7 protein-coding genes and 1 CRISPR repeat array are annotated in these 15730 nt (G+C 55.2%); of the genes, 1 reads left to right on the top strand and 6 read right to left on the bottom strand.

Annotated elements, in window-relative coordinates:
- Positions 1 to 41: 41 nt before the first annotated feature.
- The 3 genes from porU to ONB24_14505 all read right to left on the bottom strand — a co-directional run bounded on the left by porU (position 42) and on the right by ONB24_14505 (position 5495).
- The gene (porU, locus tag ONB24_14515) at positions 42 to 4034 is read right to left on the bottom strand and encodes a type IX secretion system sortase PorU (GenBank protein ID MDZ7317323.1); all 3993 of its coding nucleotides are present in this window, start codon (positions 4032 to 4034) and stop codon (positions 42 to 44) included.
- Between the two features lie 24 nt (positions 4035 to 4058).
- Positions 4059 to 4463, bottom strand: coding sequence for a SoxR reducing system RseC family protein (locus ONB24_14510; GenBank protein MDZ7317322.1), 405 nt, complete (start codon positions 4461 to 4463; stop codon positions 4059 to 4061).
- Positions 4464 to 4619: 156 nt separating this feature from the next.
- Positions 4620 to 5495 (bottom strand): esterase family protein, encoded by an 876-nt coding sequence (locus ONB24_14505; protein ID MDZ7317321.1) that lies wholly within the window; start codon positions 5493 to 5495, stop codon positions 4620 to 4622.
- A 443-nt stretch (positions 5496 to 5938) separates the two neighbouring features.
- Here ONB24_14505 and ONB24_14500 point away from each other — a divergent pair, with 443 nt between their 5' ends.
- Complete coding sequence (locus tag ONB24_14500; GenBank protein ID MDZ7317320.1) at positions 5939 to 7372, top strand: T9SS type A sorting domain-containing protein; 1434 nt, start codon at positions 5939 to 5941, stop codon at positions 7370 to 7372.
- 143 nt (positions 7373 to 7515) lie between these two features.
- Here ONB24_14500 and ONB24_14495 read toward each other — a convergent pair whose 3' ends face one another.
- The 3 genes from ONB24_14495 to ONB24_14485 form a co-directional block, all read right to left on the bottom strand.
- Positions 7516 to 9150, bottom strand: a complete 1635-nt coding sequence (locus ONB24_14495) for an alpha-amylase family glycosyl hydrolase (protein ID MDZ7317319.1) — start codon at positions 9148 to 9150, stop codon at positions 7516 to 7518.
- 368 nt (positions 9151 to 9518) lie between these two features.
- Positions 9519 to 10589, bottom strand: coding sequence for a T9SS type A sorting domain-containing protein (locus tag ONB24_14490; GenBank protein ID MDZ7317318.1), 1071 nt, complete (start codon positions 10587 to 10589; stop codon positions 9519 to 9521).
- Positions 10590 to 10855: 266 nt separating this feature from the next.
- Entirely contained in the window at positions 10856 to 14977 is a 4122-nt protein-coding gene (locus ONB24_14485) for an ATP-binding protein (GenBank protein MDZ7317317.1), read from the bottom strand.
- A gap of 445 nt (positions 14978 to 15422) precedes the next feature.
- Positions 15423 to 15726: direct repeats of the CRISPR family, unit length 32 nt; unit sequence GTTTCAATCCACGCGCCCGCGCGGGGCGCGAC.
- Positions 15727 to 15730: the final 4 nt, after the last annotated feature.

The following is a 15730-nucleotide window of genomic DNA, read 5'->3' as shown; positions in this document are numbered from 1 at the left end:
CCCTTTATCCCCTACAAAAACCGTCGATTTCGGCGAAAAGGCTACCTTGCCACCACCGCCTTTTCCACCGCCTCGGCCGAGAGGGTTTTGTCGCCGTTGCGGCTGCGCGCTGTGACTTTGTAGAAATAGACGCCGTTGGCGACCGGATCGCCCTCCTCGTCGCGGCCGTCCCAAGCCTCGGGATAGACGTTGTACCCGACACGGCAAGGCATGGGCGGCAGCTTTTTGATCAGCCTGCCGGCGACCGTGTAGATTTTAATCGAAACCTCGGCGTCGCGGCTCAACTCGAAATGAAAGGTGCAGGAGCTTTCCATGGGGTTGGGAAAATTGACCAGGTTGCGGATTTCCAGCTGCGACTCTTCGGCCACGGTAAAAAAAGTCTCGATGATGGACGAGTTGTTGGAATTGTCCCACGCTTTGACCATGAGGGTATGCTCGCCGGAGGTTAGATCCATCAGGGGATAGAGCAGCGTGCCGCGCGTATAGCTGCCCTCGTCGTAAGTGAAATACTCGGTGATGTCGCGCGAGGCGGCAAAATCGTTGTCCAGCGTCAGCATGATTTGGTGGCCGATGTCGCCTGCGGTATTGACGCCGCTGAGAGTGTCCTCAATGGTCAGGCGCAGCGTCGGCCGGGGACCCACATAATCGCCCGGGGCGAACTTTTCGTTGCCGAAATCGAGCGTCATGAGGGGGCCCTGTGTGTCGATGAGGGCCGTGGAGGTGCCGCCGACGGGAATGCGGCTGCGCACGCCGGCGCCCGAACTTTCCTCATTCCAAAAATAGAGGCTGATGCGGCCGTCGTCGCCGCCGTAGGAAATATCCTTGGGAACGATAAAACGAACCTGGAAACGCCCGGCTTCCACCTTAACGATGCCGCGAAACAAGGTGTTGCCTTCAGCATAAAGATTCGGGATTTGCGCCCCCGCTTCGCTTCTGTAGGTGTACTGCCTGCGCGTGTCGAGAGCGCGAACCAGCATGAGGCCGTTGTATTGTTCGAGCCGTCGGCCTTGATCCTCAATATAGCCTTCAACCGTCATGCGGCTGAGGGCGCGGATACTGTCCGGACTCATCCTCTCGATGACGGCGCGGTAACGCGGCGTGCAGAGCCGCATGGCCGGATCGCCGAACAGAGCATATTTTTCCGCGTTTCGCTTGTCCCATTGCACCGCCTTTGCCAGCACGATCGCATCGCCCAAACGCTGCGTCAGGCCGGTGTTTTCGTAACCCTTGAACAGCTCGCGATAGAGTTGGTAATTAAAGGCGGCGTTTTGATCCGAGAACGCCAAGCGCGCCGAAGAGATCATGGCGACGGCGCCGCGTCCGGCGGCGTTGAGAATGTCCTCGGCAAAGCTCTGCTGCCGCGGCTGATCCCAATAGGCAAACTCGCAGGTCGCCGCCACCCACAACGCCGTGCGCCGACCGTTCTGCAGCTTGTCGAAATCGCGCGCCCGCATCAGCACCCGCTCGTGCGCCCAAAGTTCGTCGTTGCCGTGCCCGATATAGTTGACGATCAACGAACCGCGATTAATTTGTTCCAACAGGTCCAAGGTGGCTTTGGGTTTTTCACGTCCCGAAATGCTGGCGGTCTTGACTGCCGGATAATTGATCATATAAATCTTTTTCACGTGCAGCAGCTCGGGCACATAGTTTTCCGCCAGCCGCTCCGCCTGCTCTGTATGAATGGTCTCGTTATCGCTGCGGTCGGTATATTCATCATCGGCAACGATCGTGACGGTTTTAAGCCATTCGCCGTATTCGGGATTGGTTTCGTACTGCACGATCTTGTTGATCACCGCCTGCGCTTCCTCGACGCTCTGCACGACCAGCCGACCGACAGCCATCTGCATGCCCGCATTCTCGCCGCGGGTATAGGTATACCAATCGTCGGTTGTTCGGGTGTTGTTCTCGCTCGTGCCTTCGGTTTCGAAAGGAATGATCAGATTGGGCGCATTCTGCCGCAGCAGGTTTTTATAGTCATAGTGACCGTCGCCGATCAGTAGAACGTAGCGGGGGTTGCCCCAATGATCCTGCGCCCAGGCCAGAAAATTGCGGATGGCCGCCGGCTCCGGCTGACCCCACCCGAACTCGTTGATGACGTCGGAATAGTTGACGACTTCAGTTTCTAAACGGTCTTTGGGATTCCAGTTTTCGCGCAGACTTTCGAGCTGCAGCGCCTGTTGATAGAAATCGTCATAGGTGATGATGATGTAATCGGCCTTGACGGAGCGATTGCGCAGTCCGGCTATGCTGCGGCGGCTGATCCACGCCGGATCCACCGCCTTGTAACCGGCGGCAGAGACGGCCGCATAGCGCTTTCTTAAAATCGGATTACCATAATCGGCAAAATCGATGACGCCGTTCGCCGTTGCAGCGGGAATGATCTCGCGAATATTGCCGATGTCGGTGACGTCAAATACGCGTACATCGGCGCTCGAAAATCCCCGCAGCTGATAACGGACACGCTCGCCGCTCAACGGCGCAAAGAACAGCAGCTGCTCGTCTTCGGCTTGGAAAAGGCGGTTATACTCGACTTCCAGGTAATCCACATAAGAAAACGAAGCGTCCGTAGCTGCGCTGTAGTTGATGGTGACCGTATTGTCTCCCTTTATCAGCACGCCGGCGGCCGAAAAGGAGGCCTCTGCCAAAGGAAAACTGTACGGCGAACCGTACTGAGAATATTGACCGACGAAATTGCCGTTGGCGTAAAAGGTAAAATAGTGCGTGCCGGAGGTTATCGAAGCCAAGGAAAAGCGAAAGGTTGCTTCGTCCTGAGGTACGGCATGCGGCATTTTAAAGGTGACCGAATAGGCGCTGTTACTGCGCGTCAATTCCCTTCCCAACCAGGTGATGCCGGACTTGAAAATATTAAAGCGCTCTTCTTCCACCCACATCAGGTCGCGAAAAGACGGCTGCGGGGAAAGGTCATTGACTTCTTGAGAAGCGATTGTCTTGATCCTTTTTCCCGGCCGTTTGTTAAAGGTCAACCAGTAGCAGTTGTCGTAGGTGTAGGGGTTGATATAATGCGCCAGCCTACTTTTGCTCGGTTGATGTTCGATGCCTTCGACGGAACGGCCGTAAAAAAGGATATAGTCGGATTCGTCGAAACGGCCGTCTTCGCCGCCGACAACGGCGATCGGCGTTTCGATGAGCGTATCGTTCTTGGCCAAAACCACTTGGGTGGAAATCGGCTTACCGCCGTTGTTGAAAAGCTGAATGGTTGCAGGGTCAATCGATGCCAAGGCCGCGCCGCCGACGACCTGCTTGAGCGCTGCGCCGGTCAGTTTGTAGATGCCCTCGCGGTTAGGAGCATTTTTGGCTGAAATAACGATCTTGAACCAATTGTCGCCGGCAAATTGACTCATCGCCGGACGGCGGAGGGCCGGTGACGTCTGCCGTCGCCAAGTTCGCGCCTGTTCATAGTTCAGCAGCAGCGACCGATAAAGCGGTTCGTCGTCCGATGGGCGGGCGACCGGCAGATCGTTGGTTGCCGGAAAATCGATGCGAATGACCATCCTCTTGTGCACTACCGCCTCTCTGCGCGACGGCACATAGGAAACAGGAAAGATGTGCAATGCGGCGACACGTTGATCGCGAAACCAGTAAGGTTCGTCGAGGCGAACCGGTTCAGAAAAGGTCGGAGCGGACGCCTGGTAGAGCTGTGGATTTATTTCATAGATTTCGCGAAAGCCTATTTCCGTCCGCTCGAGACGGGGTGTCGGGGCAAGAAGAAGATTCGTCAGAGTCTCGGTCTCATCTTCGATGACCTGGATTTGCGCCTCCCCCTCGATCGGCAGGCCGACCAGCGCATTTTTGATCGGCAGGCGCGGTCCGCCGAGTTCGCCGTACCAATCGGCGCCGGTAAATGAAAGGACTGTAAAAATTTCCTCTTTGCCAGGCACTTCGCGCCGCAACAAAGAATCCAAAGTCCATTCCACGAAAAGCTGCTTTTCACCTGCAGAAAGCAGCCTAAGCTCCGCTCCTCCGGCGGCATAGGCTGTAAACAGCAGCAGGCAAAAAAACCCCAAATTTTTCATTCTCAATTCCGATTCGCCTCTTGTTCAAACAATTCTTTCAATGACGGCGTCATCTTGTAGGGTGGCGGCGTACCGATGATCAATAAGACGCAGGAGCGAAAACGCCATGCTCAAGCCGAGGGTTGCGCCGATAATGCCGCCCGGTTCGCGATGAGCAGACCACAAAGCGGCGCCGACGAAATAGCCGCCGACCATAAAGACGAGCGGCAACAGAAACACCAGGGCGGCACTCTTTACGACCCGGCGCGGCTCGATGACCACTTGAACACGATCGCCGACGCGACCGCCGATCGGGTTGGCGGCCTCCACTCGCATCACATTTTCGCCGAACGCTTGACAGGCCGTACAGGAGCCGCAGTTCTCGCTGCGGTTAATCTGCACCACGGCGCGACCATCGTCGACCTGTACAATTATGCCGATTTCCTTCATGCCTTTCCCTCTAAACCGCGTGGTACTGAAACCCAAGGCCGCAGAAGATTGTTCCGGTAAATTGCATAGAAAAGCTGCTAAAAACTGCTGCGGATCTGCTCGTCGCTGCGTGATCTCATGCGATGAGAGGTCGAGATCAATTTTCTTCCGCTGCACTCAAAAGCGATGAAAACTCTCGCCGATGAATTTGAGTCCTTCGGTTATGCCGGTCCGCCAATACGGCCAGGTATGACCTCCGTCGCGCACCCGAAATTCATGCGGAATCTGCCGCTGCCTCATCACCTTGTGCAGCGCCATGTTGCCGTTGATGAGAAAATCATCATCCCCGCAGTCAATGTAAAAGCGCACCTTTTTCAACTCCTCGACGGGTCGCATTTTGGCCAAGTCCAAAGGATGATACTCGCGAAAATACGGCGGCAGTTGGCCGTCTACCAACGGCCCGAAAATCTTTCCGAAAAAGTCATTGTAATTGCGGCGCGTATTTTCGCCGATCAGCTCATCATCTTCCCACACGGCGGCGCTGAAGGCGGCGCAGGCGGCAAACAGATCGGGGTAGCGCATGGCAAATTTGAGCGAGCCGTAGCCGCCCATCGACAAGCCGGAAATGCCGCGGAATTCCTTCTGCGGCCGCGTTCGATAGGTCGCGTCGATAAAGGGGATGAACTCCTGGATGAACATATCCTCCCAACGGTCTTTGCCTTGGTAATCATTGACGTAAAAGGTCACTTTGCCGTCCGGCATGACGATGATCATCGGCGGAATTTCGCGCTCAGCAATGCCGCGGTCGGCGGCCAGCTGTACCTCGCCGAACTGCACCCACGCCCATTCCTGATCCGAATAGCCGTGCAGCAGATAGACCACCGGATAGCGGCGGGTCGATTCATCGTACCCTTCGGGGAGGTAAATGCAGTAATTGACTGCATAAGGCAGAATCTTGCTCTTCATACTCAAGCCTTCGAGCACCTTCCCGCCCGCGTAGGCGGAAACGCCAATACATAACGTCACCACAAAAACGAGTGCTTTTGTTTTCATTAGATCCCTTCCTGTTTTTAAGTTGATAAACTTTAACGAAATAGGATATGAATTTCAAGCGATAAATGTATAAATAGATTATAAAAAAATAAAACAGGAAATTTCTATAGGCGAATATTGTTTATAGAATTGACTTGCTTACGACTTTGGCCATTTTTCGACTTTCGTTCTGATTGATATAATAAGCTTTTCCAACCTCACGAATCTTGTAGCCATAGCGTTTCTTATGGCTTACTATCGGATATAGCCCTTTCATTCAGGAAAGGTATTAAAAGTACCTTTGCCGCTTCGGCAGTAAGTAGGGTCAGCAGGTTGAACTAGCATCGACATAGAGTTACAACGGAAAAATTTTTCTCTGCAAAACGTTGCAACAGATGATATATTGCTATGGGAAGTAAAATTTTATACCCGACAATCAACAATTTAAGTTAAGGAGCAGCATTATGAAAAGCGTTTTTCTTCTTTTTGCAGCGGCTGTTCTTCCCTTGATGCTTTTTGGAGCAGACACTCTGCAGCCGGTGTCGGCGACACATCAGATTACTGCCGCAACGACCATCACTCTGGAAGCGGAATCCGCGGTGCTGACCGGACCGATGAAGGTTGTCACGGACGGCGAAGCGTTCGGCAATGCCTGCATCATGGGCTACGGCATCAATCGTCGCGGCTGGGCGAAATTTCAGGTGGTTATTCCGACGGCGGGCAATTATGTCATCTGGGGCCGCGTCAATGGCCGCGATCAATTCACCAATTCGTTCTTTGTAAAGGTCGACAACGGTCCGGAAATGATCTGGGAAACGCCGAAAAGCAACAAGTACGAGTGGGACCGAGTCTCAGATCGCGGCACCGGCGATTACAGCAATCCGCAGTTCGACCCGGTGATTTTCAATTTTACTGCCGGACCGCACACCATCATGATCAATAACCGCGAAAAAGAGACGCGATTGGACCAGATCATCATCACGAATGACCTGGCGTTTGTGCCGACGAATACACCGACCTCGCAGCTTCGCATCTTGGCTCCGCAAATGGGCGATTTGATTCCTCCCGGCACGGTTTATACGATTCAGTGGAATTCCACTAACGCCGGTGCGACCGTCAACATCGACCTTTCCATCGATCAGGGTGCAACGTTTAACGTGCCTGTCGTCAGCGGCGCTCCCAACACCGGAACCTATGTATGGAACGTCCCGGCGACATTGAACCGCCCCAAAGTTGTGATGAGGATCCGCGGTTCCTCCGGCGTCACCGACATAAACCGCGGCTTTTTTGCCGTTGTGCCGCCGGCTAAGCAGTCCATCACGTTAATTCAACCCAACGGCGGAGAAACCTTGATTGCCGGCACCGTTTATATCATCAAATGGAGAGAGTATGCTTTTAACGGATTAACGCAAATTCTCTTCAGCGCCAACAACGGCGTCACATGGACGGTCATCGCCGAACATCAAGGGGCGGCAGGTGATAATTACTGGCTGGTGCCGAATGTCATTTCCAATCAATGCCTGATCAAGGTCCAGGATACGGCGGACGGCAATCCTTGGGATCAAAGCAACGCCGTCTTCCGCATCGTACCGGCCGGACTGGCCAAAGAAACGGCTGAATTCGGTACTCTGCCGACCGAGTTTGCGCTCTATCCCAATTTCCCCAACCCCTTCAATCCGACGACCACGCTTACTTTTGCCCTGCCGGAAGCCGGACAGATTTCACTGCGCGTTTTCGATCTGCAGGGTCGAGAAACGGCATTGCTGACCGAAGGTTACTATGAAGCCGGAACGCATCAGGTCACTTTCGACGGCCGTGACCTGCCCAGCGGCGTCTATGTCGCGGTGCTGCAGGCCGGCAGCCATCGCCTTATCCAGCGGATGACGCTGCTCAAATAACCCTCCTGAATCCTGAATAAAAAAGCGCAGGCCGCCTGACCTGCGCTTTTTTATTTTTTTAGTTCGCTGCCGTTGCCCGGCCCAAGCGATTTTGAAACTGTTTCTGCCGTCTCCTTCGCAGCTCGGATCCGTGCCGTCAAGGCTTAAGGGAGATAAACCACTTTGGCCTGCAGCCGACGGCCGGGATGAATCACGCGGTAAACATAGGTTCCGGGGGCGACGTGTTCTCCGTTTTCGTTACGGGCGTCCCAGAAAATCGCTCCGCCGTTCGTCTGCAGCCTTTTGACTCGACGGCCGCGCACATCAAAAAGCTCTATCACCGCCGAGTTTGCGGCGCCGACTTGGAAAACCAAAGCCGAATTAAAGGGATTGGGGAAAGCGCGCACCCAACTCTCTTCAACGGACGGCGGGCGGGCGCCGTTCTTGATGCCGGTATCCGAGGTCAATCCTTCATAGACGCGATAACCCCAAGCAGGCAATGTGACGGTCGTCTGCGCGGTCACCGAAAGCGTATCGCCGCTGAAAACTTCCCGCCAGCGGCCTGATGCCGTTTCGCCCTTAAAAGATAAAGTCTGCGTTTCGGCCGTCAGGTTGGCCGCAACCAAAAGGCGGTCCCCGTCGCGGCTGCGCAGAAAGGCGAGAATCTTGCGATCGTTGTCGGTGTAGACGCGCTGATAGGAGCCGCCTTCGGAACCATTCCACAGGGCTCTGCAGCGACGTTTCAGCTGCAGGAGGGTGCGAAAGATCTCGGCATCGGGGTGGTCGCGCCATTCGATCTCGTCCTTATCAAAGAACTTGAGTCGTTTATCCAATCCCGCTTCCTGACCGCTGTAAATGAGCGGCATGCCCGGCACTGTCGCCGAGAGCACCCAAAAGAGCGTCGAGGCGTCGCCAAAGAGCTCACGCGTGGTGCCCTGCCACGAGTTTTCGTCATGATTGGCGGTAAAATAGAGGCGATAGCAGCCGGAAAAACGGCTCTTTTCGCCGAGCAGGTACGAATTGACCTCCGCGGCGGTCGCTTTGCCGTCGGCGACGCGCTTGAGAACGCCGCTGCCGAAGCCGTACCAACCCCAGGCATAGGTCATGTCGAAACCGACGTCGTGCCAATCGCGGCTGTCGACTTCGGCGAGGAAAAAAAGACTCTGTTTGGCGGCCTTGAGCTCTGCGATCGCCTGCGCCCAAAAGTCGCGCGGCATCATGTCGACCGCGTCGCAGCGAAAGCCGTCGACGCCGACCTCCAGCGCCCAAAACTTGAGGGCGTCGATCATGTAGCGGCGCAACTCGGCCTGAGAATAGTCAAGTTCGATGACATCGCTCCAGTTGGTGCCGGGCGGCGCAATAAAGCGGCCGAGATCGTCGTGCACGTACCACTCCGGATGCTCGACGGTCAGCACATTGTCCCAGGCGGTATGATTGCCGACCCAATCGATCAGCACATAAAAGCCGCGGCTATGCAGCTCCTCAACCAGCTCTTTAAACTCTTCGAGCGTACCGAATTCCGGGTTGACGTCCAGATAATCGCGCACCGAATAATAACTGCCGAGCCTGCCCAAACGATTCTTTTCGCCGATCGGATGAATCGGCATAAACCAGAGAATAGAGACGCCCAACTCCTGCAGGCGATCGAGGTGCTCCCGAAAAGCGGCAAAAGTGCCTTCGGACGTGTACTGCCGCAAATTGACCTCGTAAAGCGCCGAATTGTATGACCAATCGACGTGCTCCTGGGAAAATAAACCGACGGCGGCAAAAAGCACACAAAAAAGAAAGCGAGTCTTCATGAATACGGCCCTTTTTTTACCAATACCAAAATTTCTCAGCTTATATTATGGTCATGCCGGTTTTGGCTTGGGGGTAAACGCAATTTGGGAAAAAAGGTTCTGTATGGAGTGAAAACCCGGAAGGCTAAGCTGCTGCGCAGCCCGATAAGGCTAAAGAATACAGATTTTCGATTTTTAGGCATTCTACCTATTTATTTGCCAATTGCGTTTTGCCATAAGATTATTACGGCAAAAAGGAGGCCGAGCAGATCGCTCTGCTCGGCCTTGGGGGTAGATGGCAGGTAGGTTTTATAGAGGCAATTATCGTAAAAAATCAACCGAGAGCCGGCAGAGGCGGGCATTTATATGGAATGCCCGCCCCCTCTTCCTTACTTAACCAAAACCAGGGAGTGCACTGCTTCTTGGCCTTCAGCTTGGAGCCGGCAAAAATAGATTCCTGCGGCCGCATCTCGCGCATCCCAGCGTACGGCATAGGCGCCGGCCGGTTGTTCGGTATTGACCAATTCGGTCACTTTGCGGCCGTTGACGTCAAAAATGCTCAAATTCACATGCGCACGGCGATCCAGGATGTACGAGATAGTCGTACTGGGATTGAACGGGTTGGGGTAATTGCCCAACAGGCGGAACTCGGAAGCGACAACGGGGCGATTTTTCACAGCCGCGGCGGGAACGCGTTCGCTGCTCAACAGCATCGAGCTCCATGTGCCGGGATTGCGCTTGCCTCCGCCGAACATAAAGTAGCCCTGTCGATTGTTGTCGCCGATGTACTCGTCGCCTTCATCCACCTGCATACCCCAGGCCCAGACGCTGCCTTCTTCCATGCCCGGGAGCAGCTTGAGGGCCAGCTCCCACACCTTTACCGTGCCGCTTTCATTTTTGGTGAGGCGAATGGCCTTGCCGCTGGTCTCTTCCCAGGTGGAGGGGCAGTCTCCGTCGACAAGCTCAAGCGGATTCTCGCTGCCCTGCCAGCCTGCGGCCACCGGGAAAAAGCGTTCCATGCCGTCGACGTCGATAAAATAGCCTTCGTGTTTCCATATCATCTCTTTCGGCGGCTCGTTGTTGACCATCGGCGCAAAGCCGAGTTCAAAGCAGTCGCCTTTCCACAAGTCCTGGCCCAAAGATTCGGCGCCTTTGAATTCATCCCAAGCCGCAGGCGACAATTCCCGCGCATCATCGATATCTTTGACCAGCAGATAGATGACCCCCGCATCTGGGTTCCATAACCATTTGAACTGAATATCGCGATCCTGCCAGGACGTCCACACCTTGTCGAACTCTTCCTTAAAGGTGATTTTGACGGGGAGGTTCTCTTCGTCATTTTTCCAGGCGTCGCAGCGCGCCCACGGAATCGCCTGCCAATCGGCATCGCTCGAATCGCCGTCGACAACAATCGATCCTTTGTAGGCTGTGTACTCATGGATATAGGGACTTTCAAGCATCAATCCGTCAAGGAAACTCGGGCTGTCGCACGCAGCGTCATCGCGGACAGGTTCAGTCCCCAGCGGCAGCGGCTTTCGTGTTGTTTGGGCGAAAACCGTGATAGATGCAAACAAAAAAACTATAAGCAAACCGGATAAAACAAACCGCATGACTTTATACCTCCGTAACAATCATGAAATGACTTATGACGGCATAATTTAAAAGGATGGACAAAGATACGTTAGGACTATTTTGCGGAAGATTTGGACAATTTTACAAATCGGCTTTAGGGTAATTGCGGTCGGGATTTGGTATATTGGGTAGGGGATTGTCCAAAGACTTTTTTAAAGACGCGGGAAAAATAGGCCTGATCCCAAAATCCGACGCGAAAAGCAGCCTCTTTGGCGCTCAGTTTGCCCTGGACCATCAGAGTTGCGGCCCGCTTCATGCGCTGATGGTTGATGAACTCGGTGCAGGTTTGACCGGTCAGCGCTTTGAGCTTGGAATGCAGCGACGACACCGACATGCCGAGTTTCTGCGCAAACAGTCCTACATTCAAGTTTTCATCGTCCATGTGCGACTCGATCACCGCCATGGCGCGGTTCAGGAATTCTTCGTCCCGAGGGGTAAGAGCAATGTCCTGCGGTTTGAGCCAGATCTCCCGACGATAGCGCTCCCGCAGTTCCCGACGGATGTTGATCAGATTATGCAGTTTGGTCCGAAGAATTTCGACTTGAAACGGCTTGGTCAAATAATCATCCGCGCCGATCTGCAGCCCTTCGATCTGATGCTGCTGCGAAGTTCGCGCCGTAAGAAGAATCACCGGGATATGGCTCGTCAACTCGTGCTGCTTCAAAGACGCGGTCAATTCCAAGCCGTCCATGTTCGGCATCAGCACGTCGGCAATGACCGCATCCGGCATGTGCTCGAGCGCCAGTTCGAATGCCAGGCGGCCGTCTTCGGCTTGGAGGATGCGAAACTCTTTCAGTTCCTGGGCGATAAAGCGGCGAATATCGGCGTGATCGTCGGCGACCAGAACGAGCGGTCGATCATCGCTCTCTTTATACGGCGCCTCGCTTTCTTTTGTCGCAGCAATGGGGAGATGGATCTCGAAACGGGTGCCTTTATCGAGCTCGCTGTCCACACTAATGGTGCCGCCGTGCAGTTCCACCAGCTCGCGCGTCAAAGCCAGGCCGATGCCCGCGCCCTGATTCGCCTGAGCCCGTTTGTCATAAACCTGGTAATAGCGTTCGAACAATCGCGGCAAATGCGCCTTCGGAATGCCGATGCCGGTGTCTTGGACCCAAAGACGAACGTCCTCGCCCTGCTGCCGCAAAGTTACCGAGACCGATCCGCCGGCAGGGGTAAATTTCAAGGCGTTCCCGACCAGGTTCTGCAGGATTTTCTGCATTTTGTCGAGATCGAATTCGGCCCACACCGAGGCGGGTTCCGATTTGAATTGTAAAGCAATATTCTTTTCCGCTGCATACGGCGCAAAAGTCTCCAATTCTCGGCGAATGAATTGAGCTAGATCGCCCAAGCTCGGCTCCAGTCGCAGGGTACTCTCTTCCATTTTGCGGAAATCCATGATCTGCGTCACCAAAGTCAACAGCCTTACGGCGTTGCGATGCATCAGGTCGAACGTTTGCAGAGTTGCCTCATCGTAGCGGTCGCGTGCGGCGCGCAGTTTTTCCAAAGGTCCCAAAATCAGGGTCAGCGGCGTTCTCAGCTCATGCGAGATATTGGTAAACAGCCGCAGCTTCAGCTGATCCAGCTCGTGAATCCTGCGGTTGCGGCGAAGAATGCGGATTTCATAGATCAGAATGACGGCCAGAAAGGCCAAGATCAAAGCGATAAACCAGGGCTGCCTCCAGATCGGCGGCAGCACAACGAATTCGATGGAGGCCGGAGTCGGATCGATGTTGAAATCGCGGTCCTGGGCGCGAACCTCAAAGGTATGACGTCCGGGAGAGAGGCCGATGAGGACATTTTGACGTTCCTGTGTGAACGGCGACCACGGTCCGCCGTCCAGGCGTGTCGAAAATTCCAGTTCCTCGCCGGCAGTGCGGCGGCGGACATCCTCGCCGGACCAAGAGATCAACGCGTTGCCCGAGGGGGGCACTCTTTGGTTACTCATCTCGATTCGAGTTTCCGGCGCCTGCCGATCCGGAAGATACGATATACAACGAATTCTTTCGCGGGGCTCGACAAAGGGCTGCAGATAGCGTTTGTGCCATGAGCGCGGAGCGCGATTGACCCACACTCGGCCGTCAGGAGTCAGCCGAAGCGTGCCGCCTTCACGACCGATGACCAGCTCCGGCGGCAGCACGGTGGTCTTCCATTGGCGAAGGGCAGGATCATAGGCGCTGATGCCGTTCGGCGTGGCCGCCCACAAGCGATGATTCAGGGTATCGATCAACATCGCTGTAACCAGATTGTCGGCAAGGCCGTCCGCCTGGGTGTGTAGTCGCCATCCCGCAGCGGTTTTTTGGAAAAGACCCGTGCCTCCTTTGCTGATCCACAGATCACCTGTTTGGGGATCGCTGAGCATCGCATCGATCCACGGGAGGGCAAGCTCGGAGGGCTGATTGACGGGAGAAACGCCGTTGCCATCCAGCCGGAACAACCGCCAGCCGCTGAACCAAAGGCAGCCTTCGTTGTCCTCGGCCAAGTTGACGACGTCTTTCGGCACTGCAGGCGGCGCTAAATGCTGCGGCTTCCAGATGCCGTTCTCTTTGACAAAGCAAATCATGCCGCCTTTTTGTCGAGCGTCGGTAAAGGCATCCGAACCGGCGCCGAACCACAAACTTCCGTCGCGACGCTCGCAAAATGCGCGGTAATCGATGCAGGCGGAAAGTTCGGGAAAACGATAAACCTGCCACGCCGCGCCGTCGAAACGAGCTGCCGCCGCGGATCCATTATCACCTCCATAGACCCACACTTCCCCGGTGCGAATGACGGCTGCCGCCATGGGCGTGTCCAAAACATGATGGATTTTCCATTTGCCTTGATGATGCTGCAGGATGATGCCGTCATAGCGGAGAAACCAGTCGCCGCTGAGCGGCGACCGACACTGAAACAGCATCTCCGGGAAGGTATGCCAGGTCTCGCTGCCGTAGTCGATACGGAAGACGTGCGAGGCCAGGCCGAAGAGCCAAAATTCTTTTTCTTTGGTGAACAGACCGTAAAGTCTTGCATGAGGCAACAGCGTGGTTTCGCTGGTGTAAATGCGCCAAGACTGCCCGTCGAAACCGTGCAGCGCACTGTGGCCGGTGATCCATATGATACCGTCCTGACTTTCGATAATCGACAAATTTTGGTTGGAACCGCCCGCTTTGGCCAAATCGATGCTCTTCCAAGCCTTATCCGACTCTTTCCGAGTCAAAACGCCGATAAGCGGATCATCGGCAATCATCCAGTATCTGCCGTCCGCGGCATGGTGCATGGCAAATTTGCGGGAATAGGGATGATCCAATGGAAGCTTTTCGACAACCGCGCCATGAAAATCGAGTTCACCGTCGGGCCGCACCGGTACGCGATAAACGAGGCTGCCGTTTATATTGAGCCAGAGGCGGTCATGGCGGTCTCGGCAGAGCATTTCCACTTCGCACATGTTCAGGGAATCCGAAAAGGCGGCGCTGCGTATTTTGACGCTCTGCAGGGGCTGGTTTTGCGAACGCAGGAACTGCAGCTCGGCCTGCGAGCCGGACGGACTGCCGAGAAAAAAGAGCTCAAAGTTGGGGTGAGAAAGGAAAAACGGAAGATAATCGCCGATCAAGAGTCCGGCCTGCTGCGCCGGCCCCTGAACGATCATCTGCGTCACCAGGTTGGAAGGAGCGTAAAAACCGGCGCCCTCGGGCCAGGCTTCGCGAACCGCCAACCGCTGGGGTAAAAAGACGACCTTTGCCGACGGCGCCAATTTCTTGACTGCCTGCTCCTGCTCGGCAAGGGTATACAAGGTCAGTTGACCGCGAACATATCGCAAAATTCCAAAGCGGGTGGCTGCATACAAGGCATTGCGGACGGTCGCCATATCGGATACTTCCACCCAATAAGGCCACGCGGTTGGAAAGATGCGTTGGAATTTTCCTTCAGCCAACTGCCACAAGCCGCCGTGGGAGGAAATATAGACAGCCGAGTCGGTCGGCAGCACGGCATTGATCTGTCCGTTGAAATCAAAGGCCGTGGAATCGTAAACCTGCCAATTCAGTCCGTCATACGCGGCCAATCCGGCCGTTCCGCCGAACCAAAGAGTGCCGTCGTTTCCCTGGGCCATGCAGCGGATGCCGAGATTTTCAAGCTGCGGGAATCGACGCCAACGCCAGGGTTCCGAGAGTGGATCAGCGGCTGTCGGCGACTCGGCTGCAGCAGCCGAAAGCACGGCAAGCGTTATCCAAAACAGTTTCATGCGATCTCAACGGAAATTATGTACGGAGAAATATATCGAAATCCCCACGAAAATCAAGCGGCAAACAGGCGAACAAAGCCAAGTGAAGGATATTGAGACCTAAAATGCACCGGCTGATCCGTCAGCCGCTGCGGGGTTCAGCAGGGAGGGCTTTTTCTCGGCAGAAATCAAGCGAAAAATTTTTCGCCTGGCCGAGCGTATGCCGACAGGTTAATTGCCGGCGCCGGGATGGATGCCGCCTGGTCATACCGCATTTGCCTGTCCGAATCCCCGCGAATGCATAATGAGCACCGGCATTTTCGACAACGGTTCGATCCGCCCGCCTCAATGAATCCCCCCGCGTTTACGAGCAGATCCGGTATTCGTGCCGGCGGTTTCGATCCGCGCGCATCGCGCCCCAACGAATTCCGATGCGTTAATAATTAGCGCCGGCATTGATGCCGGCGGCTCAATCCACGCGCCCGCACGGGGCGCGACGTAATGGTAAAGGGAACTCAAGTCCTCGGCGCGCTGTTTCAATCCACGCGCCCGCACGGGGCGCGACTGAGTGCAAGCGATTGGAGTCAGGGGCCGGGGATCGGTTTCAATCCACGCGCCCGCGCGGGGCGCGACGCTTTTGCTGCATGGGATGCTCCTTTTTTTGCCTTGAGTTTCAATCCACGCGCCCGCGCGGGGCGCGACAGCCCCTGCCATACCAGAAAAGTACTGCACAGCAGAGTTTCAATCCACGCGCCCGCGCGGGGCGCGACCGGC

The organism is candidate division KSB1 bacterium, assembly GCA_034505495.1.
Taxonomy (GTDB): domain Bacteria; phylum Zhuqueibacterota; class Zhuqueibacteria; order Residuimicrobiales; family Krinioviventaceae; genus Fontimicrobium_A.
This window is presented reverse-complemented; position numbering and strand designations above follow the sequence as displayed.

Coding starts and splice junctions, on each gene's coding strand:
- ONB24_14490 (MDZ7317318.1), bottom strand. CDS start 10,589: ATGCTTGAAAGTCCCTATATCCATGAGTACACAGCCTACAAAGGATCG.
- ONB24_14495 (MDZ7317319.1), bottom strand. CDS start 9,150: ATGAAGACTCGCTTTCTTTTTTGTGTGCTTTTTGCCGCCGTCGGTTTA.
- ONB24_14505 (MDZ7317321.1), bottom strand. CDS start 5,495: ATGAAAACAAAAGCACTCGTTTTTGTGGTGACGTTATGTATTGGCGTT.
- ONB24_14510 (MDZ7317322.1), bottom strand. CDS start 4,463: ATGAAGGAAATCGGCATAATTGTACAGGTCGACGATGGTCGCGCCGTG.
- porU (MDZ7317323.1), bottom strand. CDS start 4,034: ATGAAAAATTTGGGGTTTTTTTGCCTGCTGCTGTTTACAGCCTATGCC.
- ONB24_14500 (MDZ7317320.1), top strand. CDS start 5,939: ATGAAAAGCGTTTTTCTTCTTTTTGCAGCGGCTGTTCTTCCCTTGATG.
- ONB24_14485 (MDZ7317317.1), bottom strand. CDS start 14,977: ATGAAACTGTTTTGGATAACGCTTGCCGTGCTTTCGGCTGCTGCAGCC.